This window comes from Pseudovibrio sp. Alg231-02, assembly GCF_900143565.1.
Classification (GTDB): Bacteria; Pseudomonadota; Alphaproteobacteria; order Rhizobiales; family Stappiaceae; genus Pseudovibrio.
Genome location: NZ_FREX01000008.1, coordinates 243,991 through 267,410, shown reverse-complemented (window position 1 = coordinate 267,410; position 23,420 = coordinate 243,991). Strand labels below are relative to the sequence as shown.

Genomic DNA, 23,420 nt, shown 5'->3' with positions numbered 1-23,420 from the left:
AGTGGAGGAATCCCGTGAATGTCTTAAAAACACTGCGGCCCAGCAATGTCATCCTCATTGCTACCATGCCCTTCATAATCTACCTGTTTGTCTCAACCAACAACTACAAGCGCTCGATCTTCGCAATCGTCGGCATCGGAGAAAACGCAAGTACATTGTTTGCAGGCTTCCTGTGCCTGCTGGTCATCTTCACCGCAGGTTTTTGGCTTGCCTACTCCCTGCTGAAAGGCACCGAGCCAAGCAAAGCCAACAAACTTGGCCAAAACTCTGCATTCATTATCTATTTTGCCCTTCTGGCGCTAATCGCAACCAACACCATAGACCTGTCAGTCTTTGTTGACTCTGTCATCGCCAACAGTGTTGATCCCTACACATCTGACCTCATCCAAAAAGCAGTCAGACCACGCCAACTCACACCAGAAGCTCAAAACTTAGTGCTTGGCATTTTCTCCAAAGCCGCCTTCATTTACCTGATTGCTTCACTTGGCATCCTACTGTTTCATTACTTCAGTAAATCAAAGCAAGCGTTTGTTTCCATAAGCAGATACACGCTGCCCCTGCTGCTCCTGACCAACTTACTCGGTGCTTTTTACATTCTCTTTGTCGCCCACGCAGGGTTCGCTGCCGGTTTGATGGTCACCCTCCGCGCAGCATTCTTTGCTTACTTTGCCTCAATGGTCTTAGGCCTCATCTGGGCAGGTCTGCAAAGCCTGGAAAAGAAGAAGCATACCAACCTCTTCTACGCCGTTGCCGCTCTCATCTTCTTCGGTCTCTGCGCTGTCTTCGCCCTGCAACCGCAGCAGTCCTACAGCCTGATCGGAACCTTGGAAGGCCGCGTTGCCATCATCAAAGGCACCCCGCAGTCAATCACCGACCAAATCCGCTTTGGCGAATATGATGGCGCAGATCACACCAGTATCGACATCCGCAGTGTGAAGGACCCAAGCCATGCGCTGGTCACCGTTGAAAAGAACGAACGTGTATCGGCAGCTTTCATTCCAACTGAAGCCGTTCCAACAAATGCAAATCTCCTCTGGCAGACATCCTTCTTGCCGGATGAGAGCAAGTATCCCGCCATCACGTTTGGCGTGCTTGGCTTCTTCACCATGCTGCTGGTGAGCTGCTCCTTTTATCGCAACGAACACCCACTCGCCATTGCGGCAGAGTTCTTCATAGACACCGTCCGCGGCATCCCAATGTTGGTGATCATCCTCTATGTAGGTCTCCCTCTCAGCGGAGCCCTCAAAAGTGCATCAGACGGCATAATCAATCTGCCCAACATGACCCGCGGCATCGTCGCCATCTCCATTGGCTATTCCGCCTACATGGCCGAAATTTTCCGGGCCGGCATTTTAGCCGTCCCCAAAGGACAGATTGAAGCCGCACGGAGTTTGGGCCTAAGCCGTTGGAAAGTCGCCCGCTTTGTCGTGCTCCCACAAGCTTTGTCCATTGTGATCCCGCCACTTGGCAATGAGTTCATCGCCATGTTGAAGGACACCTCTCTGCTGTCGATCCTCTCTGTTCGCGACGTTACACAGCGTATGAGAGAGTTTCAGGCGAGCAGCTTCCTGCCATTTGCCCCATTCAACTCCGCTGCAATTCTTTATGTCGTCCTCACTCTGGGCGCTGCCAGCATAATCAAATCAATTGAGAGACGTTATGAGCGCAAATCACACTAGTAAACTGCAGCATCTCCAACAGCTGGCAAACTCAATCAAGTTCCCAAAAGACATGGTTCTGGGAGCCGCAACTGCGTCTTATCAAATTGAAGGTGCCGTCAACGAAGGCGGTCGCGGCCCTACTGTATGGGATCACTTCACCCACATTCCCGGCAATATTGCAGACGGTACCAACGGCGACATAGCCTGTGATCATTACCACCGGCTGGAAGAAGACATCGCCTTGATGAAAGAGCTCGGTCTCACGGCCTATCGCTTCTCCATCTGCTGGTCGCGCATCCTTCCCAATGGCCGTGGGCCGATCAATGAAGAGGGCCTGGCCTTCTATGAGCGCCTGACCGACTTACTGCTGAAAGCCGGCATCACACCCTACGCAACCCTGTACCATTGGGACTTACCGCTTGCCCTGCAAGAAGAAGGCGACGGCTGGCTGCGTAGAGGGCTGGTAGACGACTATATCAATTACGTCGATATCACCACGAAACGACTTGGCTCTAAAATCAAACACTGGACCACATTCAACGAGCTCTTCACCTTCACATGGTGGGGCTATGGATTGAAGGAGGACGCACCCGGCCTCGGCGGCGGCGCAAAAGCAGCACTGGCGGCAAGTCACCACGCCCTCCTGGCTCATGGCAGAGCTGTTCCAATCATCCGCAAGAACGTACCTGACGCTCAAATCGGCATTGTTCTGGATTTGAATCCAGTCACCCCAGCCAGCGACGCCATTACAGATATTGATGCAGCTCGACGCTTTGAAGGCTGTCAGAACCGCTGGTATCTGGATGCCATCTTTAAAGGTCAATATCCAGATGACATGCTTGAGACATACAAGACTGTCCTTCCTCATATTGAGGTGACAGACCTTCAGGAGATTGCCCAACCTCTGGATTACCTCGGCATCAACATCTACCGCAGATCTATCATCAAGAATGGCACCGAGTTCGCACCAGTCAACTTCAAGCGCCACCTACCAGAAGGCCAATACACCCAGATGGGCTGGGAAGTTCATCCCGAGTGCCTCTATGACATTCTGCAGTATGTAAACACCAACTATGCTCCGAAACAGCTCTTCATAACCGAAAACGGAGCCGCCTTCTCCGATACTCTGGAAACAGATGGAAGCATTCGGGATTGGGATCGCAGCACCTACGTTCTGTCCCATCTGAAGCAGGCAGCCAGAGCGATTGAAGATGGAATACCACTAAAAGGATATTTCTGTTGGACACTCATGGACAACTTCGAATGGGCCGAAGGGTATCTCCCGCGCTTTGGCCTGATCCACGTTGATTTTGAAACCCAGAAACGCACCATCAAGCAAAGCGGCAGACTTTACTCCATGGTTGCCAACCAACTGCAGAGTGAGATGCAGGAAACCTCAGAGTAATCTGTCCTTCAACTCAAACCAGGTGTAGCTGAGAGCAAGCAGGTGGCGGCGCATAGCCCTGAAAGGAAACTCTGTCGGCGCCAGCTTCATAAAACTTGGGTAAGGCATTTTTGTTGCCTCACCCAGGATCTCAGCTGCCACCAGCTGCCCGGCATAAGTGGCCATAGCAACGCCATTCCCATGATAACCAAAAGCAGCGTAAAGCCCCTGCGTATTGGGAACCGCACCTGCAAATGGCACGAGTTTATGGGTCAAACAGGCAAGACCAGACCAGAAATCTGGCGTTTCAACTTTCGCCCATTCAGGAAACATCCGCTCAAAGTCACGCCGTGTAGCTGTGCGCATACGCTTTCGCGCATGTGGCGTAGCACTTACGCTTCCCCGCATACCAAAGAGCATTCGCCTGTCCGGGAGCAGACGGAAGTAATGCAGCAAAGTCCGGGTGTCATAGGCCATCTGACTAGAGAACCACCCCTGACGCTTCAACTCCTCATCAGAAAGAACGCGCGACATCAAAATGTTAGATTGTATCGGAAGATATTTTCCAGCCATCCACTCCGGCATATTTTCAGAGGAATAGCCATTGGTCGCCAAAAGTATTTTTTGCGCACGCAACTGGCCAGTTCTTGCTTTCAGGACATACTGCCCATCTGCAGCAGGAGTAATGCCGAGCACAGAGGTCTGTTCATAAAACCGGCCTCCTTGCGCCTTCACAGCCTTAGCAAGACCACGCGCATATTTGTAAGGATGCAGCGCAAACCCGATTGGAATTGTCAGCCCAGAAGAAAGCCCAGAGGCCGTCATCCCAAGCTCTGCAAGTTCATCTTTGTCATGAAAGGTGCAGCTGATCCCATAGCGCTTTTGTATGTCTGCAGCTGTATCTTTCAGCTGATCAACACGCCGAGCTTTGTGTGCAAGAACCGTTTCTCCTTTGGAAACAACATCAGCATCAATCGAGTTCTGCTCTAACAGCTCTGCAACCAGATCAATGGCTGCACGCTCTGCATAAAAATACCGCCGTGCATCCGCTTCCCCATAGCGATCAATCAAGTCAGCATCATCTGCAATCGTCCCGCCCAGACAGCAAAAACCACCATTGCGACCAGAAGCCCCCCATCCAATATGTTGAGCATCCAGCACCGCAACATCGACACCCTGCTGCGCAAGTTTCAACGCTGCAGACAGCCCTGCGTATCCACCTCCAACAACAGCAACTTCACAGGACTGTTCATCGGAAAGCGGCGCACCAAGCGCCTGAGGAGAGAGCGAACGATGCCAGAAATTCTCGGCGACCGATTGCTCTCCATATGCATCCTCTTGAAATATGCGGTGCAAACTCAATCGAGCCTGAGCCTCCTCAAAACCTAGTTGATGCCTTGGGCAGTAACATCAGCAGCCGTCAGATCCAACGCACGATGCGCTTTCTCAATCAACTCATCCACCTCACTGCGCGAAATCACAAGTGGCGGCGAGATGATCATACTGTCGCCAACGTGGCGCATCACCAAGCCACTCTCAAAGCAATGATCTCGGCAGATCGTCCCAACAGTGCCTTTTTCAGCTTCAAACCGAGCACGACGCGCCTTATCCGGTGAAAGTTCCAAAGCACCAACCAAGCCACAAATACGCGCCTCGCCGACCAGCGGATGCTCGCCGAGAGCTTTCCACTTTTCAGCCAGATACGGCCCTGTATCATTCGCAACCTTTTCAGGCAGTCGCTCATTTTCAATGATATCAAGGTTCGCAAGTGCTGCTGCGCAAGCTGCAGGATGCGCAGAGTAAGTAAATCCGTGATAGAACTCGCCGCCATGCTCAATAAAGCCCTTGGCAACCTTCTCACTCACCACAACCGCACCAATCGGCAGATAACCAGAGGAAAGCCCCTTGGCAATCGGCATCAGATCCGGCTTGAAGTTGAAAGTCTGTGAGCCAAACCAGTTCCCCGTACGCCCAAACCCGCAAATCACCTCATCAGCAATCAGCAGGATGTTGCGTTCACGGCAGATACGCTGAATCTCTGGCCAATAGGTCTCCGGCGGAATAACAACACCGCCTGCCCCCTGAATAGGCTCCCCGATGAAGGCTGCCACATTGTCTTCGCCAAGACGATCAATCTCAGCCTCAAGCTCACGCGCGCGCATCAGGCCAAACTCGGCAGGATCCAGGTCCCCACCTTCACCATACCAGTAAGGCTGGTTGATGTGAGTGATGTCAGGGATAGGCAGCCCACCTTGCGCGTGCATCGCACTCATACCGCCCAAGCTCGCACCGGCCATGGTAGAGCCGTGATAAGCATTATGACGGGAGATGATCGTCTTCTTGGTCGGTTTGCCTTCACTGGCCCAGTAATGGCGTACCATTCGAACGACGGTGTCATTGGCTTCAGAGCCTGAGCCCGCAAAAAATACATGGTCCAGATGATCCGGCGCCAGATTAGAGATCCTTTCAGCAAGGGCAATCGCAGGCGGATGAGAACTCTGGAAAAACGTATTGTAATAAGGCAGTTGTTGCATCTGCCGGTGAACCGCTTCGATAATCTCTTTGCGGCCATACCCCACATTCACGCACCAAAGCCCCGCCATTCCATCCAGGATCTTGTTGCCCTCAGAATCCCAAAGATAAACACCATCAGCCCGCGTAATCACACGTGTCCCCTTAGCGTTGAGGGACTTGGTATCTGTAAACGGATGCAGATGGTGGGCAGCATCCTTTTCTTGCAGAACATGAGTGGGCGGAAGATTAGCAATATAGTCCATGGGGTCAGTCCTTCCGAAAAGAGGCACGCCCTGCAAACCGGGCAATAGAAGTAAACTCCCCATTATTTTGTGATCACAAATGCAGGAGAGTCAATCTTTACTTCAATAAAGACACTACCTGCCTATGCCTCCAGTCTAACCCATCAAAGCATGCGGCTCTATGAACTCAGCCAGAGAAAACAGCAGATCGTCAAACCTTCTCAGCAAGACTGAGAGACTCTCTGATAAACCCCATGCCCTGTGCAATATCCTCTTCCAAGGCAACCTTTAAAGCAGTCTGATCATGCATTTTCAGCGCTTCCAATGCCTGTTTATGCTGGTCATCCAGATTCGCAGTACCAGACCGCCCATAGACCAGGCGCATAAATGGACCAAACTGAACCCATAGATTTTTGACAAGCTTGATAAGAATTTCAGATCGGCTTTTTGAGTAAAGATAAAAGTGAAACTCGTAGTTTCCGCGCATGTACCCTTCCACATCGCCAGTTTCCAGAGCGACATCAATCTGATCATCAATGCCTTGGAGAACCTGAATATCTTCGTCTTTCAAATACACCAGAGCTTTGGATGCCAGCTCAACTTCCAATAACCGCCGAGCTGACCAGATTTCATCGATTATATCTTCGCAAACATCTGGGATAGAAACACGCCTATTGCCGTGTAATTCCAATGCGTTTTCTGCAATGAGACGTCGCACAGCCTCACGAACAGGCATCGCACTCACACCCAGTTCCTCAGCCAGCCCGCGCAGGGTCACAGCCTTGCCCGGCAGAAAACCACCAAACAGGATCCGTTCTCTCAATTGGCGGTAAACTTGCTCATGAACAGGGATCCCCACATCAGGAACAACAGCGCTTTGTAAAGTCATCTTACTCATGAAGGAACTATAGAAGCACCCGAACCAGCTGCAAAGATAATTTGATCACAAACTATTGCCTAGCTGAGAATTCTGTGGTCATCTTTCAAAACAGGCACACAATTAAGAACAACGGAGACGGCCGGATCCAGACACGCCAGCACCAACGCTGTGCAAAAATTTGAGGGGGGAAGATGAAATGAGTTCAAACTTCAAGTCCAGACTGACGGGCACAATGGCGACCGCAATAATGGTTGCATGTGCAGCCAGCGCAGCGCACGCAGAAGGCACCATCAACGTTTACAATTGGTCTGATTACATCGACGAAAGCGTTCTGAAAGATTTCGAAGCTGAAACCGGTATCAAGGTCAATTACGACGTTTTCGATTCAAACGAGGTTTTGGAAACCAAGCTGCTCGCAGGCACCACAGGGTACGATATTGTTGTTCCAACAGGCAGCTTCCTCTCCCGGCAAATTCAAGCCGGCGTCTTCCAAAAGCTGGATAAAGACGCCCTCCCGAACCTGAAGAACATGTGGTCGCTCGTCTCCAACAGAACCTCCATTTATGATCCGGGCAACGCTTATTCCATCAACTACATGTGGGGCACCACTGGCATCGGCTACAATGTAGAGGCCGCTGCTAAACGTCTGGACGGCAAACCGGTCGACAGTTGGGAAATCATCTTCAATCCGGAAATACTCGCCAAGTTTCGGGATTGCGGCATTCATATACTGGACGCGCCAACAGAGCTCATCCCCGCAGCGCTCAACCACCTCGGGCTAAACCCAGACAGTCACAACAAGGCAGATATTGAAAAAGCTGCTGCACTCCTCAAAACCATCCGTCCATACGTCCAGAAGTTTCACAGTTCCGAATACATCAACGCCCTCGCAAACGGCGATATCTGCTTAGCTATCGGTTGGTCTGGTGACGTCTTTCAGGCCCGCGACAGAGCAGCAGAAGCCGACAACGGCGTCACCATCAACTACATCATTCCAAAGGAAGGTGCGCTGATGTGGTTTGATCAAATGGCAATCCCGACAGATGCAACCAACTCTAAGGAAGCACATATGTTCCTCGATTACATCATGCGCCCGGATGTCATCGCAAAGGCTTCCAACTACGTGGTCTACGCCAACGGCAACAAAGCCTCACACGAGCATCTGGATCAGGAAGTTTTAGAAGATTCCGCCGTATATCCAGATGAAGCAACCATGGAAAAGCTTTACGTCACAACGCCTTACGCACCAAAAATTCAGCGGATTGTGACCCGTGCCTGGACCGCAGTGAAGTCGGGCCAGTAATCATCGGCAGCAGCGGGCAACTCAAGTTGTCCGCACGCCTTCCATGTTTCTTTGGAAGCAGGACAACAACAGAGGGTGGAGCGGGCCACGATGGAAACTCTGGTAAACACTCAGCCAGTCTGCAAATTCGCACCTTGGGAGGATCCAGCTCAGGAACCTTTGGTGCGCTTTGAAAACGTCACGAAGAAGTTTGGCGACTTCACTGCCATTGAGGACTTAACGCTCAACATCTATGAGCGCGAGTTCTTCGCCCTTCTCGGCCCGTCCGGCTGCGGTAAGACGACTATGATGCGCATGCTGGCAGGGTTTGAATATCCCACCTCTGGCAACATCATGCTCGGTCAGAACAATCTGCAAAAGGCACCGCCACACAAACGGCCCGTCAACATGATGTTCCAGTCCTACGCCCTCTTCCCGCATATGACAGTGGAACAGAACATCGGCTTCGGCCTCAAACAGGAAAAGACCGCAAAGGTTGAGATCAAGCGGCGTGTTGAAGAAATGCTATCTCTGGTTCAGCTGGAACCATTTGCCAAGCGCAAACCACACCAGCTTTCTGGCGGTCAAAAGCAGCGCGTTGCTCTTGCTCGTTCCCTCGCCAAGAAGCCTAAACTCCTGCTGCTTGACGAACCGCTCGGTGCGTTAGACAGGAAGCTGCGCGAGCAGACCCAGTTTGAGCTGATGAATATTCAGGAGCAGCTTGGCCTCACCTTCGTCATCGTCACTCATGATCAGGAAGAGGCTATGACAGTCGCGAGCCGCATCGCCGTGATGGACCACGGCAAAATCGTTCAGGTCGCAACACCAGCTGAAATCTACGAGTATCCCAATTCCCGCTATTCTGCTGATTTCCTTGGCGATGTTAACATCATTGAAGGCCAGATAGATGTCACCACTGGCGAAACAGCAAGCCTGGCATGGGCTGAAGGTGAAATACCTTTGGCGATCTCAACCAAGCTCCGTCCTCAAGCAGGAACGACCACCTGGATCGCAGTTCGCCCTGAAAAACTCCGCATCTCTAAAGACAAGCCAGCAAACGCTGACAACTGCATTAAGGGCGAAGTCTGGGACATCGGCTACACTGGCAACATCTCAACTTATCACGTCAAAGCCTCAAATGGCTCCATTTTGAAAGCACAGGTCTCCAACAGGGAACACCTCGCCGACCGCCCAATCACATGGGAGGACACCGTCTATGTCTATTGGGAGAAAGGCGCTGGCGTCTTTCTGGACGCGTGAGGTGAGCGATGGCAGTTGCAGATATCACCTCCCCCTCAGAAGAAATACAGGAGACATCCAGTCCGAGTTCAGGCTGGGGGCGCAAATTGCTCATAGCGATCCCGTATATCTGGTTGCTGATCTTCTTCCTCGCACCCTTCGTCATTGTACTGAAGATCTCCTTGTCCGATGTCATACTGGCGCGCCCGCCATACTTTCCAAACTTCGACATATCAGAGGGTTGGCAAGGTCTGCTCGCCATGCTTCAGGCGTTTGATCTGGAGAACTATGTCTGGCTAACGGAAGATACACTCTACCTGAACTCATACCTGAGCAGTCTCAGGATCGCATCCATCTCAACGCTGCTCACTTTGGCAATCGGCTATCCTATCGCCTATGCCATGGCCAAAGCCCCAAAAGAGTGGCGTGCGACCCTCCTGATGCTGGTGATCCTGCCCTTCTGGACCAGCTTTCTCATCCGCGTTTATGCATGGATCGGCATTCTCAAAAAAGAAGGCTTCCTCAACTACTTCCTGCTCTGGACAGGCATCATTGACGAACCCTTGATGATCCTCAACACCGACACTGCCATCTACATTGGCATCGTTTATTCCTACCTGCCTTTCATGGTCTTGCCACTCTATGCAGTTCTGGAAAAACTCGATATCTCCCTGCTGGAAGCTGCAACAGATCTGGGGTGTTCGCCTCTCAAAGCCTTTTGGGTCATTACCCTACCCCTGTCATTATCAGGAGTTTGGGCGGGCTGTTTCCTCGTCTTTATCCCTGCTGTCGGTGAGTTTGTCATTCCAGACATTCTGGGAGGGTCCAGCACTATCATGATCGGCAAAACACTCTGGGTGGAGTTCTTCTCCAACAGAGACTGGCCAGTCGCATCCGCCGTCGCAATTCTGCTGCTGCTTATGTTGATCCTACCCATCATCCTGTTCCAGAAACAGCAGGAAAAACAAGCGGAGGCCAGCCAATGACCCGCTTCAACTGGTTCAACACAACAACGCTCACACTCGGCTTTGCATTCCTCTACCTGCCGATCATCTTGCTGATGATCTATTCTTTCAACGAATCCAGATTGGTCACCGTTTGGGCTGGCTTCTCCACCAAGTGGTATCAATCAGTCTTCTTCAATGAGAGTTTCATCAATGCCGCATGGGTCACACTCCGTGTTGGCTTCATCTCTGCATCTGTCGCGACTGTGCTCGGCACCATGGCCGCACTTGTTCTCAATCGCGCTGGACCATTCCACGGCAAAACGCTCTTCACAGGTATGATCTACGCACCAATGGTCATGCCAGAGGTCATCACGGGCCTGTCACTGCTCCTGCTGTTCGTCTCGCTAGATTTCACCCGAGGATTCTGGACAGTTACACTGGCACATATAACCTTCTCCATGTGCTACGCCGCCGTCGTCGTCTCTGCCCGTCTGGTGACGTTCGAACGTAGTCTGGAAGAAGCTGCCCTTGATCTGGGGTGCACCCGTTTTTCCGCCTTCATGCAGGTGACACTGCCCATCATCTTTCCCGCAATTTTGGCAGCATGGCTGCTGGCCTTCACGCTTTCTCTGGATGATCTGGTCATTGCCTCCTTTGCTTCAGGTCCTGGCGCTACCACCCTGCCCATGAAGATCTATTCTCAGGTCCGCGTTGGCGTTTCACCAGAAATCAATGCCCTGTCATCCATTCTCATTTCTGTTGTCGCTGTTGGCGTGGTCACCGCTTCGCTGGTCACAAAACAAGCACAGGTCAAGCGCATGAAAGAAGAACGGCTGGCGATAAGCTCAAATTGATCGAGGAAGTGTACGTGTCTGATACAAAACACCCATCCTCGCTGGATGAATACTCAAAAGGCGATCTGGCCTACACCCGCTCCACCCCTTATGGGACCATAGCCGAATCCAGCTATGCCGGAGCGCTCAGTTTCATGCGCCGTAAATTCACCAAGAACCTTAAGGGGATAGATGTCGCTGTCTGTGGCATCCCCTTTGACACGTCCGTCAGCAACAGGCCGGGATGTCGCTTCGGTCCAAGAGCAATCAGGCAAGCTTCCTCCATATTGGCCTGGGACCACGCATGGGGCTGGTCCTTCGACCCGTTCGACCGCCTTGCTGTTGTCGACTACGGCGATTTCATCTTCGATCCCGGCTACCCCATGAGCGTACCGGAAGAACTGGAACAGCAGGCCTCTGCCATTTTAGACGCAGGTACGGCAACACTCATGCTGGGTGGAGATCATTTCTGCACCTATCCCATGCTAAAAGCGCACGCAAGAAAACACGGACCACTCTCCCTCATCCAGTTTGATGCACACAGCGACACATGGACTGACAACTCCAGCCGTATTGACCATGGCACCATGTTCTACAGAGCGGTAAAAGATGGTCTCATCAACCCGCAGACATCGATACAAGTTGGTATCAGAACCAACAACGAGAACACACAGGGCCTCACCACAATTACGGCGGACTGGGTCCGTAATAACGGGGCAGAGGCAACGATTGAACGCATTCACAACGTGGTTGGAAAAAGTGCCAGCTACATCAGCTTCGACATCGATTGCCTCGACCCTGCTTTTGCACCGGGAACAGGAACACCTGTCGTTGGCGGCCTGAATACCGGAGAGACACGTGAGATCCTGCGTGGTCTCGCTGGCATAAACCTGAAAGGCATGGACCTTGTAGAGGTCGCACCTGCCTACGACCACGCAGAAATTACAGCGCTGGCTGGAGCCACTTTAGCTTTGGATTTACTTTGCATCTATGCCAGCCAGTTCAATCAGAACACCAGATAAAACAACACATCAGATCACGACCAGAAGAGTTCGCATGCCAACCCTGACAGCAGTACAGCCGCAATTGGAACAGTTTCGAATTGAAGCCGACGCCTTCCTGAAACAACACCCAGACCTCGAAAAGATCGAGGTCCTCTATGCTGGCTTTTGTGGCCCGCTCCGAGGCAAATGGTTGCCAGCAGAAATGCTGGATAAACTGGCCGAAGGTGGTGTTCGTTTGCCCTTGTCCACCGTCGCACTGGACGTGTGGGGCGTTGATGTGCCGGCAACAGGCCTTGCCATTGAGCGCGGAGACCCGGATGGCATATGCATCCCAGTTCCAGGAACGCTGAAGCGCGTGCCATGGGCCAAAGTGCCGACCGCGCAAGTGCTCGTCACTCTTTTCGAGATTAAGGACCAGAAGCCAACCCCACTGGATCCAAGATATGTTCTTGAAACCGTTGAGAAGAAGTTCCAGAACAAGGGCCTGACACCTGTTGTCGCTACAGAGCTGGAGTTCTACTTCGTCGACATGGAATCCGGTCCAGCTGGCTTACCACTCCCTCCCTACATTCCCGGCACCAACCAGCGTCTCAAAGCCTCACAGATCTATGATCTGGACATCATGGCTCAATTCGAACCGATCCTCATGGAGATCAACCAAGCCTGTAAAATTCAGGATATTCCTGCAGACACCACTACCTCTGAGTTTGGTCACGGACAGTTTGAGATCAACCTGCTGCACGTACCAAGCGCAGTGGAAGCTGCGGATCACTGCCTGCTGTTCAAGCGCGTTGTCCGCCATATTGCCCGCAAACACGGCATGGATGTCACGTTCATGTCAAAACCCTACGCAGAAGAGACTGGCAGCGGCTTCCATATCCACACCAGCCTACTGGATACTGAAGGCACCAACATCTTCAGCGGCAGCACAGAGGAAGCAAACCCGGCCTTGCGCAACGCCGTAGGGGGCCTGCTGGACACCATGCTGGACATGCAAATCCTGTTTGCTCCACACGCCAACTCCTACCGCCGCTTGCAGCCGGGTTCTTATGCCCCAATCACCTGTTGCTGGGGGTATGACCACCGAGCCGCGGCGATCCGTGTACCGGCTACACATGGCAAAGGCGCAAGGCTGGAGCATCGCGTTTCCGGTGCTGATGCCAACCCATATCTGGTTGTCTCAGCGATCCTCGAAGGCATTCATCACGGTCTTGAAAACCGAAGCGATCCCGGCACTCCAATCACCGTGGAAGCGGACCTCACCCAATATGATCACCTGACAGGAAACTGGGAGACAGCAATCCAAACATGGGCGCAAAGCAAAACGGCTGAGCAGATGAGCACAGCAGAGTTTCATCGCATGTACGGCATCAGCCGGAAAGCTGAATACGACGTGTTTGCAACCACCATTACTGGATTTGAATGCCAGACCTACGCCAGGAAGGTCTGACATTTCATCAAACCTAGGAAGGTTCCTTGATGTTGCGCTCCATCAGCAGCTGATAGGCTTTGGGTGATAACCGGTTGAGCCACCACGCCAAACTGGCAACGCGGCCAACCGGCTTCATCTCCGTCTTGCGCACATACGCTTTGTAGATGATATCCGCCGCCCGTTCCGCGCTCATATAATCAACGCCATCTGTTGACGAGCCCGGACGGGCCAAACCGTTCTCTTGCGTCTCCGACCGTCCAACATTGGTTGCTACAAACGAAGGCGCTGCAATCAACGTATGAACGCCATAAGACTTCTCTTCAGACCGCAACGAGCCAAAAAAGCCTTCCAACGCATGCTTGCTGGCCGCATAAGCCGTCCGTTTGATCAAAGGAGAGAACCCAGCAACAGACGAGATTGCCAGATGACATCCCTTAGATGCTCTTACTGCTTTCAAAAACGCCCGCGCCGTATGCACTGCTCCAAAGTAATTGACATCCAGCACCTTTCGATGCGCCTCAAGGCCCATATCAGCAAACCATCCGATATGCGTAATACCTGCATTGTAAACCACCAGATCAATACTGGTGTGCTCTGCCAAAACTTGTTGAGCAACTTGCTCAACTGCACCCCCATCGGTCAAATCGCAGGCATAGATGCTCTGTTGCTCATTCTGTGGCAACCCATCCACTCCCGGACCAGGCAAATCCAGCAAAACCGTATGCCAGCTCTCGCGCTGCAACCGGGTTGCAAGTGCCTGCCCTAAACCACCAGCACCGCCTGTAATAACCGCTGTTTTCATCAAAGCCCCACAGATACCCGCCAGTGTTCAAACACTTCTGCACTCGTCTTCTCGGGAGTATAGCCAAACACTGATTTCAACCGTTCATTGGCCAAAACCGGACGGTATTGCAAAAACCGAACCTGCTCCGGCCCATACCGGGAGAGCCGCAGAGGCTTCGCCACACCTAAAACGAGTTTCAACAACCAGGACGGCAACTTAAGGACAGGCTTATTGAGCACCTGTCCAAGCTGCTGCATCGACAACGCTCCATCGCCCGCGACGTTGTATGTTCCCTCGGGAGCCTCTGTCGCAGCCAATAACAAAATGCGCGCAAGATCCTCCGTCCAGATAAACACAAACGCACTATCTGATCCTGCCACACCAAGCAGCTTCGGTTTATGAAACAATGCGGTGATCTGGTTGTTCATACCCGCACCAAGAACCGTCCCAACCCGCAGCACAACCTGCTCCAGTTGCGGTGCCTCCGCACGCGCCTGAGCCAAAGCGGCTTCGACCAGACGCTTATGATAAGAGTAGGCGAACTCAGTATTGCCGCGAATGCGATCATCCTCATGCAACGGCATAGGGTTGTCCGCATGGTACCCATAGGCTGCCCCGGAAGATGTCACCACAAGGCGCTTCACTCCGGTCTTAATCGCAGCATCAATCACGGACTGAGTACCAACCACATCAACCAGATATTCGATATCTCGCGTGGATTCAGCAGATGGTGTGACGATGGAAGCCAGATGCACGATCACATCGGGCCGCTCGTCCTCAATCAATGCTGACACCCTGTCTGTAGTCACATCCAGCGTTCTGAACCGGGCATTTGCTGGGAGGCCACTCGGCTCACGAATATCAGTCGCAACAACCTCCTGCTCCGTGCCCGCCAATTGCCTCAGAAATGCTTGTCCGACACCTCCGGCAGCACCGGTAATAAGAAGCTTGGTCATGACGTCGCCTCCGCGGGAAGCTTGACTGCTTTGCGCGCCATAAAACTGGCAAGCACCAGTCCGCTGATCGCATGCCAAATCCCCCAGGCAGCCGCCACAACAGACATGCCGCCAAGCCCACCAAAAAAGCCGAAGATCAACACCAGCCCCAGACCGGAATTTTGGATGCCAGTTTCAATCGTAATGGCCCGCCGGTCATAAGCAGACACACCAGCAACGCTCGCCAGAGTATACCCCGCCGCTAAAGCCAGCCCATTATGGACAATCACGAGAGAGGCCACAGCACCCACATAGGCAAGAAAAAACGACCAGTTGGCAAACAGCGCGATGAAGATGAAACCGATAAAAATCCCCATGGACGCCATGCGCAGTGGTTGCCGTATTTTGGCAGCCAGCTGTGGCTTGATGCGGTTGAGCATGATGCCAAGAAACAATGGCAACACCAACATAAAGCAAACAGTAATTGCAACTGACAGCTTATCGATATGCGTCTCTTGCAATATCGCGCGCGTGGGGCCGTAAAGACTACCCCAAAATGCGATATTAAAGGGTGTCGCAACAATTGCTCCCACCGTGGCAAAAGCCGTCATGGAAACCGATAGCGCTGCATTACCTCCTGCACGATGAGTGATGAAGTTTGAGATATTACCACCCGGACACGCCGCCACCAGAATAAGCCCCAAAGCAATCGAAGGTCGGGGCTGAACGATCAGAACAAGCAGAAATGTGAGGCTCGGCAAGACCAGAAATTGAGAGCACAGCCCAATCACCACAGGCTTTGGCGACAGTGTCAGTCGCTTAAAATCCGCAGGACAAAGATCCAGCGCGATTGAGAACATCACAACACCCAGAATACCATTGAGCAGGGTCAGAGAACCGGAACTGAAGTTGAGAACAACAAGGTCAATGTCACTCATGCCATTTCCCTCTTCAACGCCTGTGTGCGCTTGTTCAGTGCAGAGCGATAACTCTGTTTGTCCACGTAGTAGGCCATCCGCGCCAGCTTGAGGTAGTTCATCCCCCCGGTCTCACGCTCAAATCCCTTGGCTTTCTCAGCTTTGATTGCCTCAGCTGTCATACTTCCGTCCCTGAGGCCTCTCAGATAACGTGCAACCAGTTCCGCCTGATCATGGCGCCCCTGCCAACCCAGACCGGTTGCTTCAATCATGCCCATTACAAACAGATCATTCCGTTCTGGATGCATGCAATTCAAAAACAGATGCGGCGCTTTGCCCTGCCAGTTCAAAAGCTCTTTGTCGATAAAAGGATAATGCAGCTTATAGCCAGTCGCGGTGACGATGAGATCATACTCAGCCTCTTCACCATCACGAAACCGAACTGTATGCCCATCCAGTTCCTTGATATCTGCTCGAATGCCAATATCCCCGTGACCGGCATGATAGAGAATAAGCGAGTTCACCACCGGATGGCTCTCATAAAGCTCGTAGTCTGGTTTGGGAAACCCATAGGCCTGCGGATCACCAACAAACCATTTCAGCAATGTTTGATCCACTCGCCGCTTCAACCAGAGCGGCAACTTCACCGCCCCACCCATCGTGTCTGCCGGTTTCCCGAAAACATATTTGGGAACAAAGTAATAGCCACGACGCATGGATATATCGCACTGTACCCCATGATGGATCGCATCCACCGCTATGTCACAACCTGAATTGCCCGCCCCGACAATCAGCACCCGTTTGCCGGCGAACTGCTGCGCACTCTTGTAGTGGCACGAATGAATGAGGTCGCCAGAAAACTCTCCCGCAAACTCTGGCATATTGGGTTCAGAAAGCGTGCCATTGGCGATCAGCACTCCGGCAAACTCAGCTGAATGATCTCCGTCCTGATCTCTCCAGCTGACCGTCCATCCCTCACCGTCACCTCCCAACGGCGCAATGCGGGTCACTTCTGCTCCAAAACGATAGCGCCGCTTCAAATCGAACTTTTCGGCAAACTCCTGAAAGTAGGTCTTTAGTTCGCGGTGACCGGGATACTCAGCAATGTGATCATTCATCGGAAAATCTGTAAACTCGGTCATTTTCTTGGATGAAATCAGATGCGCAGACTCGTACATGGTCGACTTCGGCCCATCAATATCCCAAAGCCCGCCCACATCGCTGTGTAACTCAAAACCCTGAAAATCTATTCCCTGCTCAATAAGTGTCTTGGCCGTGGCGAGCCCCATCGGCCCTGCCCCAATTAAGGCATAGCTCTCCTTTGAAATATTCACTGTTCGTCCCCCCTAAGAACTACAATTAGATTGAACAGTCGTACAAAATAAGGCAAGCTCTTTTTATGATTAAGAAGATTTCGCAGGAAAAACAAAGACAAAGAGCCCCTTCAAAAAGCTCTCTGGAGACGCGGCAAAAGATTCTCGACGCTGCAGAACACCTGTTTGCCTTTCGCAGTTATGACGCCGCGTCCATCAGGGACATTGCCCAAAAAGCAGGGGTAAAACTGGGCCTCGTAAACCACCACTTCGGCACGAAGGAAGACCTGTTCTTTAAAACAGTCGAACGCCGCGCCGAAGAACTCGCCCGTCTCCGCCTTGATGCACTGGAACAGCTGAAAGCGTCAGAACAAGTCATCACCCTGAAAGGCATTCTGGAGAGTTTCTTCTACCCTTATCTGGACAAGGCAGAAAACAGCGGCCCCGGCTGGCTTGCCTACGCACGTCTGGTCGCAATGGTCTCTGCAGAAGAACGCTGGAGCGTAATCTCACAAGCTTGCTTTGACCCAACAGCAAAAGTATTTCTTTCAGAAATCGCCAAGCTCTATCCCACTGCCGACCTTAGGAAAGTCTCCGCAACCTTCGTCTTTTCCATCTCTTCACAAATCGCTCTGTGCACCTCAGCCTGGCGTGTTGATGCAATGGCAGAAGAGGATCACACCTCCGGCATTGCTGAAATGAAAACATTGCTCGTAGCCTATGCCACCGCCGGCATCCATAACGCCCTGTCTGGACCTTGATGATATCCGTTCAAGGCTCCTTCAAAGCAGATCAATCAGCCTGCGCAACTCGGGCCTTCAGTTCTTTCTTGTCTTCAGCTGAAAGATCCCGCCAGTCACAATCTCTCAGGCCTGCCTCCATGGCATAAAGCGCGAGGATGGAGACACCCCGACCAAACCGAAATTTCAGCCGTTGATAAGCTTGCACAGCTCCAAGCTCACGCAGATCATCTTCACTGCAAACATCAACCTCAGACAGCATATATTCGGTCTTCGGACCCAGGTTTCTCAATTGACTGATCGACTTGCTCAAAATGCACCATTCCAGACGTTTCACTCGGGCTTCACCTGATTAAGGCGCTGCACCTAAGCATAATTTGGAGATCGTCGTTCCAGAAACGCATTAACCCCTTCCTGCGCTTCATCATGTCCCAGAGCCTCTGCCATTGTATCCCGCTCCAGATCCATTTGATCGTCATAGCTGTTGTGATCAGCAGCTGATACCAATCGCTTGATCGCCCCCTGTGCCCTTGTTGGACCTTGCGCTATTCGATCAGCTATCAGGTGCGCTTCTGCCAAAGCAGGCTTATCGCTAAGCACATTGACCACCCCTAACTGATAGAGCCGTTCAGCCGAAACAGGTTGTCCCAGCAAACACATCTCCAAGACCAGCTGACGGGGAATAAGCCGGGACAATGAAGCGGTAGCCCCTCCATCCGGCACCAGTCCAACCTTCACATAAGCCAGCGTAAACTGAGACTGCCGCTCTGCTACCAGGAAGTCACAAGCCAGAGCCAAAGACACACCGGCCCCGGCAGCCCCTCCATCAACCGCCGCAATCACCGGTTTGGCGCAGTCTCTTATTTTTCGAACTAGATTATGGAGTTTTTCAATATTATTATTTCGCTCAAGAACCGTCATCTCGCGGCGCTTAACCAACGTGTTCAGATCGCCACCCGCACAGAAATAACCGCCTTCTCCCATCAGGATAACGCTACGGATCTCTTTTTCCTGATTGGCGAGATCCAACGCCTGCGAAAGCCCATCGTAGTATTCTGGCGAAAGCGCATTGCGACGAGAAGAGTTACAGTTCATGACGATCAGACGATCCGCCTTGCGCTCAACGCTGACAAGAGAAGCACGCTTCATGACATTGCCTCTCGCGCAGATTCCCTCTGCATAGCTCCAACAAAACGCTCCAGATGGTAGTCTACATCGCCGAGTTGATGATCGATCATCATCAAACGCTTGGCATAATGTCCCAAAGCATACTCCTCGGTCATGCCAATACCGCCATGCAACTGAATGGTTTCTTCGCAAACCAGTTGCGCCACACGGCCAATCAAATTCTTAGCTGCACTCACATGCTTATCTCGCTGGAAAGGTTCAGCAGAAAGGTGCCCCGCCACATTGATCAGTGCAGAGCGGGCCTGTTCGATCTCAATCAGAACCGTCGACATACGATGCTGAAGCGCCTGAAACTTGCCCAGCGCACGGCCAAACTGCGTCCGCACGCGCAGATACTCAACGGTCAGATCCTTTGCGGCTTCCATCGCGCCAACGGCCTCGGCACACAGCGCGATCACGCCTGCAGCGCGTGCTGCCTCCAGAGCAGAAAGGACAGCCTCCGAAGCCCCCAAACACGCTGAAGCAGGCACAACTACATTCACCAGAGCAATGTCGCTGGCGTGGTAACCGTCCAGATTGGGATAGGAGTACCGCTCCACGCCTGAAGCATCGACATCTATCAGAAAAAGCTGCAGCCCATCGGCACCACGAGCGCTCACAATCAGCTTGTCCGCACTTGGCCCACCAATCACCACCGACTTGGTGCCATTGAGCCGATAGCCATCCTCTACCCGCTTTGCAGTTGTCTCCACAGCATCCAGATCATAACGCGACTGAGGCTCTTCCAATGCTGGAACGATCTTGAGCTTCCCGTCAATCACATCCCCGATCAGCGACTTCTGCTCCTCTGTCCCAAGCTCGCCCAACAACTGTCCAGACATAACGCCAGAGGCCATCAAAGGCTCCACGCAAGCAAACCGACCCAACTCCTCAAACACGACTGCAATATCAAAGCCGCTGCCTCCAAAGCCCCCATACTCTTCTGCGAACAGCGCCCCAATCACACCTAGTTTAGCAAAGTCACTCCAGATTTTCTCCGAAAAACCCTGCGCATGCCCAACAGAGTTAGCCCGTTGCGAGGCATCGTAGTTATCTGAAAGGTAGCGATGCAGAGTATCCTGAAGCATCCGCCGTTCGTCACTATGATTGAAATCCATGGAACGCTCCTAAAGGCCGAGAATAGCTTTACTGATGATGTTGCGCTGGATCTCGTTGGACCCACCGAAGATGGAAAGCTTACGGTTATTAAAGTAACCCGGGCTCGCTGCGGCGGCATATTCCGGCCCAACACCTTGCACGTTCGCGCCGCTATCCATCGCCTCAGACACAAACGGCATAGCGTAACGCCCAATCGCTCGCCGTGTCAGATCATTGATCGCCTGTCGGATTTCAGTTCCCTTGATCTTCAGCATGGAACTCTCCGCTCCCGGCGCCTGCCCTGCCGCCGCTTTGGCGATCATGCGCAGGTTCGTTGTCGCCATCGCCATCAGATCAATCTCAATCTGCGCAACCCTTCCGGCAAAATACGGGTTCTCCAGCAGTGGCTTGCCACCAGACATCTGCTTGGCACAAATCTCCTTCAAATGAACAAGAGCCGCTGTCGAAAAGCCAACGCCTGCAATATTGGTACGCTCATGGGTCAGCAGATACTTGGCATAGGTCCAGCCCTTGTTCTCCTCTCCAACAAGGTTGGCAACTGGCACCCTCACATCCTCAAAGAACACCTCATTCACTTCCTGCCCACCGTCAATCAACGTAATAGGCCGAACAGTGACACCCGGTGTCTTCATATCAATCAAGAGAAACGAAATACCTTCCTGAGGCTTCACGTCCTGGTCCGTACGCACAAGACAGAAGATCCAGTCCGCATATTGACCCAGTGTAGTCCAGGTTTTCTGACCGTTGACAACATAATGGTCCCCATCCCGCACAGCACGGGTCTTCAAGGAGGCGAGATCAGAACCCGCCTGCGGTTCAGAATAGCCCTGACACCACCAGTCCGTACCATCCAGAATCCGCGGCAAAAAGTGATCTTTCTGCGCCGGACTGCCAAACTTCAAAAGCACTGGCGCCAGCATGGAAAGCCCGAAAGGGATCGTCCGCGGCGCATGGGCAAGGCAAAGCTCTTCCTCAAAGATGTGCCGGTAGACTGCATTCCAACCAGTCCCACCATGCTCCACCGGCCAGTTGTTCGCCAGCCATCCCTGCTTGTTCAGCGTGGCATGCCACTCTTTATGATCCGTCTTGGAAAGGCGCTTTCCCAATCTGACCTTTTCCGAGAGCGTCTGCGAAAGGTCCTTGTTTAAAAACGACCGCACCTCATCACGAAATGCCAACTCTTCAGCTGAATAGTTCAAGTCCATATGCCGCCCTCCCTGCTTCACTGGACATAACTGTCGGGAGGATCCAGAACGCATCGCTCAACTCATCCCCATCATGAGATCAGAGTATCGCGCATCCAGATTATTTCAATATGTAATCCATAATTCCAATATGCAGAATTTCTAGCAAACAGCTCTAACGATAATGAGAGCTTTCCGCTCGCTACAAGCTTAGCCCCGATTGACCAGAACCGAGGGCAAGCCCAGCGCCCGTTCCAACTCTTTCACGCGGTCCCGCAGTTTCGGCCCAACTTCATTTTGCATGCGATTATAGCTCAGCATGTCCGGTGTTGCCCCGCAGCTGATCGCAACCGGCTCGCCAAAATCATGAGACCGGAAACCGGTTGAGACCGCATTGATGTTCTCAGCATAACGCTTATCTTCATCAACAATTACAAAGCCTTGGGCCAACAGCTGAGAGTACCCTGCAGCCCGTGCAATCTCCAGTATCTCAACAGAAATGTTCTCATCCCGCCCCTGTACACGCTCGCAAACCTGAGCAAACTCATGGTCCGTTACGCTGGCCAGATAAGCATGTCCAGAGGATGATCCAGTAACCGGAATGCGGTGCCCCACTTCCAGCCAGATGGCAGGAGCGCCTTGCGGGCGCCACGTCTTGGTCAACAGCATCTTGTTTTCATCAAGCACTGCCAGCAAAGCAAGCGTACCCGTCTCATCAGCCAGTTGCTGCATCATCGGATTTGCCGCTTCAATGAAGGAAACAGAGGCACTGGCAATATTGCCCAGCGCCAGCGCTGCCGGACCAAACCGATACCGATCATGACGACGCGCATGGCTGAGATAACCAAGCTGCTGAAGGGTGAAGGTCAAACGGGAAACAGTGGATTTGGGAATGCCAGTACGCTGAGAGATTTCCTGGTTGCCAAGCCCGTCATCAGAAGCCCGGAACGCCCGTAAAACCTGCAGCCCTCGCGCCAGCGTTGTCGCAAACCGCCGGTCTTTTTCTTCATGTCCGCTCAACGCTAAAACCCCACCCCGATCATTTACATCCCTTGCCTAACACACATCATCCAACTCAAAAAACACCAGCAAGGCATCCTGCAGCACTTCTCCAAGAAAAACACTGCTCACACTTCCAGCCATTCCCGCCGGATATCATCCCGCGCTCGAAACTCCTCTGGTGTCCCGTGATAAACAATCTCCCCATGCCCCATCACATAAACCTGTTGGGCAATCTTCAGCGCGATGGAAAGCTTCTGCTCCACCAGCAAGATCGAAACACCGGCTCGCGCAATCTCCGCAATCAGCTCCCCAACTTGCGTCACAATCTTGGGTGCAAGCCCTTCGGTCGGTTCATCAATGATGATCAGATCAGGATCTCCCATCAGCGTCCGGCAGATCGTGAGCATCTGCTTTTCGCCGCCAGAAAGCACACCAGCTGCCGTATCAGCACGTGATTTGAGGTTTGGGAACATATCCAGCATCTGCTCAATGCTCCACCTGCCCGGCTTACGTATATCCTTGATACCAAGAAGAAGATTGTCCCGCACACTCATCAAAGGGAAGACATCCCGGTTCTCCGGCACATACCCAAGCCCCTTGCACGCAATGCTATGGCTCGGCAGGCCGGCGATAGTCTCACCTTTGAACCAGATACCTCCTTTCGGTGCCACCTCGCCCATAATCGCCTTGGCTGTGGTGGAACGCCCGACACCATTGCGCCCCAGCAGCGCCGTCACGCTGCCCTTGGGCACATCCATATTCACGCCGCGCAGCACATGGCTCTTGCCATAAAAAGCATGCAGATCGCGAACTTTCAGCATTTCACTTGCAGCAACCCTGC

General features: G+C 52.5%; 22 protein-coding genes. 9 read left to right on the top strand and 13 right to left on the bottom strand.

Annotated elements, in window-relative coordinates; genetic code table 11:
* The first annotated feature begins 14 nt into the window (after nt 1-14).
* Together DHN43_RS20415 and DHN43_RS20410 are read left to right on the top strand one after the other, a co-directional pair.
* Entirely contained in the window at nt 15-1,679 is a 1,665-nt protein-coding gene (locus DHN43_RS20415; protein WP_108819842.1) for an amino acid ABC transporter permease, read from the top strand.
* Nucleotides 1,660-3,066, top strand: coding sequence for a GH1 family beta-glucosidase (locus tag DHN43_RS20410; RefSeq protein WP_108819841.1), 1,407 nt, complete (start codon nt 1,660-1,662; stop codon nt 3,064-3,066). The genes DHN43_RS20415 and DHN43_RS20410 overlap by 20 nt, the downstream gene beginning before the upstream one ends.
* Here DHN43_RS20410 and DHN43_RS20405 read toward each other — a convergent pair.
* The 3 genes from DHN43_RS20405 to DHN43_RS20395 all read right to left on the bottom strand — a co-directional run bounded on the left by DHN43_RS20405 (nt 3,058) and on the right by DHN43_RS20395 (nt 6,690).
* Complete coding sequence (locus DHN43_RS20405; protein ID WP_108819840.1) at nt 3,058-4,407, bottom strand: NAD(P)/FAD-dependent oxidoreductase; 1,350 nt, start codon at nt 4,405-4,407, stop codon at nt 3,058-3,060. The two genes, DHN43_RS20410 and DHN43_RS20405, sit on opposite strands and share 9 nt — an antisense overlap.
* Before the next feature lie 23 nt (nt 4,408-4,430).
* Nucleotides 4,431-5,822 carry an aspartate aminotransferase family protein gene (locus DHN43_RS20400; RefSeq protein ID WP_108819839.1) on the bottom strand — a complete coding sequence of 464 codons (1,392 nt, stop codon included), beginning with the start codon at nt 5,820-5,822 and terminating at the stop codon, nt 4,431-4,433.
* A gap of 190 nt (nt 5,823-6,012) precedes the next feature.
* Entirely contained in the window at nt 6,013-6,690 is a 678-nt protein-coding gene (locus DHN43_RS20395; protein ID WP_108819838.1) for a GntR family transcriptional regulator, read from the bottom strand.
* 187 nt (nt 6,691-6,877) lie between these two features.
* Here DHN43_RS20395 and DHN43_RS20390 point away from each other — a divergent pair, with 187 nt between their 5' ends.
* The 6 genes from DHN43_RS20390 (at nt 6,878) to DHN43_RS20365 (ending at nt 13,436) form a co-directional block, all read left to right on the top strand.
* Nucleotides 6,878-7,984 (top strand): polyamine ABC transporter substrate-binding protein, encoded by a 1,107-nt coding sequence (locus DHN43_RS20390; RefSeq protein WP_108819837.1) that lies wholly within the window; start codon nt 6,878-6,880, stop codon nt 7,982-7,984.
* A gap of 90 nt (nt 7,985-8,074) precedes the next feature.
* A complete protein-coding gene (locus DHN43_RS20385; RefSeq protein ID WP_108819836.1) occupies nt 8,075-9,223 on the top strand; it encodes an ABC transporter ATP-binding protein in 1,149 nt (382 codons plus the stop codon).
* Between the two features lie 8 nt (nt 9,224-9,231).
* The gene (locus DHN43_RS20380; RefSeq protein ID WP_208995525.1) at nt 9,232-10,188 is read left to right on the top strand and encodes an ABC transporter permease subunit; all 957 of its coding nucleotides are present in this window, start codon (nt 9,232-9,234) and stop codon (nt 10,186-10,188) included.
* Nucleotides 10,185-11,003 carry an ABC transporter permease gene (locus DHN43_RS20375; protein ID WP_108819835.1) on the top strand — a complete coding sequence of 273 codons (819 nt, stop codon included), beginning with the start codon at nt 10,185-10,187 and terminating at the stop codon, nt 11,001-11,003. The genes DHN43_RS20380 and DHN43_RS20375 overlap by 4 nt, the downstream gene beginning before the upstream one ends.
* A 14-nt stretch (nt 11,004-11,017) precedes the next feature.
* On the top strand, nt 11,018-12,004 hold the full coding sequence (speB, locus tag DHN43_RS20370; RefSeq protein ID WP_108819870.1) for an agmatinase: 987 nt from the start codon (nt 11,018-11,020) through the stop codon (nt 12,002-12,004).
* 34 nt (nt 12,005-12,038) lie between these two features.
* Complete coding sequence (locus tag DHN43_RS20365) at nt 12,039-13,436, top strand: glutamine synthetase family protein (RefSeq protein WP_108819834.1); 1,398 nt, start codon at nt 12,039-12,041, stop codon at nt 13,434-13,436.
* Between the two features lie 13 nt (nt 13,437-13,449).
* Here DHN43_RS20365 and DHN43_RS20360 read toward each other — a convergent pair whose 3' ends face one another.
* Genes DHN43_RS20360 through DHN43_RS20345 form a run of 4 tightly spaced genes read right to left on the bottom strand, consistent with a single transcriptional unit; the run spans nt 13,450 to nt 17,388 of the window.
* Nucleotides 13,450-14,220 carry an SDR family NAD(P)-dependent oxidoreductase gene (locus DHN43_RS20360; protein WP_108819833.1) on the bottom strand — a complete coding sequence of 257 codons (771 nt, stop codon included), beginning with the start codon at nt 14,218-14,220 and terminating at the stop codon, nt 13,450-13,452.
* Complete coding sequence (locus tag DHN43_RS20355; RefSeq protein ID WP_108819832.1) at nt 14,220-15,158, bottom strand: SDR family oxidoreductase; 939 nt, start codon at nt 15,156-15,158, stop codon at nt 14,220-14,222. Before DHN43_RS20355 ends, DHN43_RS20360 begins: the two co-directional genes overlap by 1 nt.
* A complete protein-coding gene (locus DHN43_RS20350; RefSeq protein ID WP_063301844.1) occupies nt 15,155-16,075 on the bottom strand; it encodes a bile acid:sodium symporter family protein in 921 nt (306 codons plus the stop codon). The genes DHN43_RS20355 and DHN43_RS20350 overlap by 4 nt, the downstream gene beginning before the upstream one ends.
* Entirely contained in the window at nt 16,072-17,388 is a 1,317-nt protein-coding gene (locus DHN43_RS20345; RefSeq protein ID WP_108819831.1) for a flavin-containing monooxygenase, read from the bottom strand. The genes DHN43_RS20350 and DHN43_RS20345 overlap by 4 nt, the downstream gene beginning before the upstream one ends.
* Nucleotides 17,389-17,453: 65 nt before the next feature.
* Here DHN43_RS20345 and DHN43_RS20340 point away from each other — a divergent pair, with 65 nt between their 5' ends.
* Entirely contained in the window at nt 17,454-18,128 is a 675-nt protein-coding gene (locus DHN43_RS20340; protein WP_063319167.1) for a TetR/AcrR family transcriptional regulator, read from the top strand.
* 31 nt (nt 18,129-18,159) lie between these two features.
* Here DHN43_RS20340 and DHN43_RS20335 read toward each other — a convergent pair whose 3' ends face one another.
* From DHN43_RS20335 to DHN43_RS20310, 6 genes are all read right to left on the bottom strand, one after another.
* Complete coding sequence (locus DHN43_RS20335; RefSeq protein WP_159096951.1) at nt 18,160-18,444, bottom strand: TfoX/Sxy family protein; 285 nt, start codon at nt 18,442-18,444, stop codon at nt 18,160-18,162.
* Nucleotides 18,445-18,473: 29 nt separating this feature from the next.
* The gene (locus DHN43_RS20330; protein WP_108819829.1) at nt 18,474-19,256 is read right to left on the bottom strand and encodes an oxepin-CoA hydrolase, alternative type; all 783 of its coding nucleotides are present in this window, start codon (nt 19,254-19,256) and stop codon (nt 18,474-18,476) included.
* Complete coding sequence (locus DHN43_RS20325; protein ID WP_108819828.1) at nt 19,253-20,392, bottom strand: acyl-CoA dehydrogenase family protein; 1,140 nt, start codon at nt 20,390-20,392, stop codon at nt 19,253-19,255. The genes DHN43_RS20330 and DHN43_RS20325 overlap by 4 nt, the downstream gene beginning before the upstream one ends.
* Before the next feature lie 9 nt (nt 20,393-20,401).
* Entirely contained in the window at nt 20,402-21,598 is a 1,197-nt protein-coding gene (locus tag DHN43_RS20320) for an acyl-CoA dehydrogenase family protein (protein ID WP_108819827.1), read from the bottom strand.
* Nucleotides 21,599-21,787: 189 nt separating this feature from the next.
* Nucleotides 21,788-22,597 carry an IclR family transcriptional regulator gene (locus DHN43_RS20315; protein WP_108819826.1) on the bottom strand — a complete coding sequence of 270 codons (810 nt, stop codon included), beginning with the start codon at nt 22,595-22,597 and terminating at the stop codon, nt 21,788-21,790.
* A gap of 107 nt (nt 22,598-22,704) precedes the next feature.
* The gene (locus DHN43_RS20310) at nt 22,705-23,400 is read right to left on the bottom strand and encodes an ABC transporter ATP-binding protein (RefSeq protein ID WP_108819869.1); all 696 of its coding nucleotides are present in this window, start codon (nt 23,398-23,400) and stop codon (nt 22,705-22,707) included.
* Nucleotides 23,401-23,420 lie beyond the last annotated feature (20 nt).

What these genes read in the sequence shown, in the direction of transcription:
- DHN43_RS20410 (WP_108819841.1), top strand. Translation starts at nt 1,660, where the DNA reads ATGAGCGCAAATCACACTAGTAAACTGCAGCATCTCCAACAGCTGGCA.
- DHN43_RS20400 (WP_108819839.1), bottom strand. Translation starts at nt 5,822, where the DNA reads ATGGACTATATTGCTAATCTTCCGCCCACTCATGTTCTGCAAGAAAAG.
- DHN43_RS20395 (WP_108819838.1), bottom strand. Translation starts at nt 6,690, where the DNA reads ATGACTTTACAAAGCGCTGTTGTTCCTGATGTGGGGATCCCTGTTCAT.
- DHN43_RS20390 (WP_108819837.1), top strand. Translation starts at nt 6,878, where the DNA reads ATGAGTTCAAACTTCAAGTCCAGACTGACGGGCACAATGGCGACCGCA.
- DHN43_RS20385 (WP_108819836.1), top strand. Translation starts at nt 8,075, where the DNA reads ATGGAAACTCTGGTAAACACTCAGCCAGTCTGCAAATTCGCACCTTGG.
- DHN43_RS20380 (WP_208995525.1), top strand. Translation starts at nt 9,232, where the DNA reads ATGGCAGTTGCAGATATCACCTCCCCCTCAGAAGAAATACAGGAGACA.
- DHN43_RS20375 (WP_108819835.1), top strand. Translation starts at nt 10,185, where the DNA reads ATGACCCGCTTCAACTGGTTCAACACAACAACGCTCACACTCGGCTTT.
- DHN43_RS20365 (WP_108819834.1), top strand. Translation starts at nt 12,039, where the DNA reads ATGCCAACCCTGACAGCAGTACAGCCGCAATTGGAACAGTTTCGAATT.
- DHN43_RS20360 (WP_108819833.1), bottom strand. Translation starts at nt 14,220, where the DNA reads ATGAAAACAGCGGTTATTACAGGCGGTGCTGGTGGTTTAGGGCAGGCA.
- DHN43_RS20355 (WP_108819832.1), bottom strand. Translation starts at nt 15,158, where the DNA reads ATGACCAAGCTTCTTATTACCGGTGCTGCCGGAGGTGTCGGACAAGCA.
- DHN43_RS20350 (WP_063301844.1), bottom strand. Translation starts at nt 16,075, where the DNA reads ATGAGTGACATTGACCTTGTTGTTCTCAACTTCAGTTCCGGTTCTCTG.
- DHN43_RS20340 (WP_063319167.1), top strand. Translation starts at nt 17,454, where the DNA reads ATGATTAAGAAGATTTCGCAGGAAAAACAAAGACAAAGAGCCCCTTCA.
- DHN43_RS20330 (WP_108819829.1), bottom strand. Translation starts at nt 19,256, where the DNA reads ATGAAGCGTGCTTCTCTTGTCAGCGTTGAGCGCAAGGCGGATCGTCTG.
- DHN43_RS20325 (WP_108819828.1), bottom strand. Translation starts at nt 20,392, where the DNA reads ATGGATTTCAATCATAGTGACGAACGGCGGATGCTTCAGGATACTCTG.
- DHN43_RS20320 (WP_108819827.1), bottom strand. Translation starts at nt 21,598, where the DNA reads ATGGACTTGAACTATTCAGCTGAAGAGTTGGCATTTCGTGATGAGGTG.
- DHN43_RS20310 (WP_108819869.1), bottom strand. Translation starts at nt 23,400, where the DNA reads ATGCTGAAAGTTCGCGATCTGCATGCTTTTTATGGCAAGAGCCATGTG.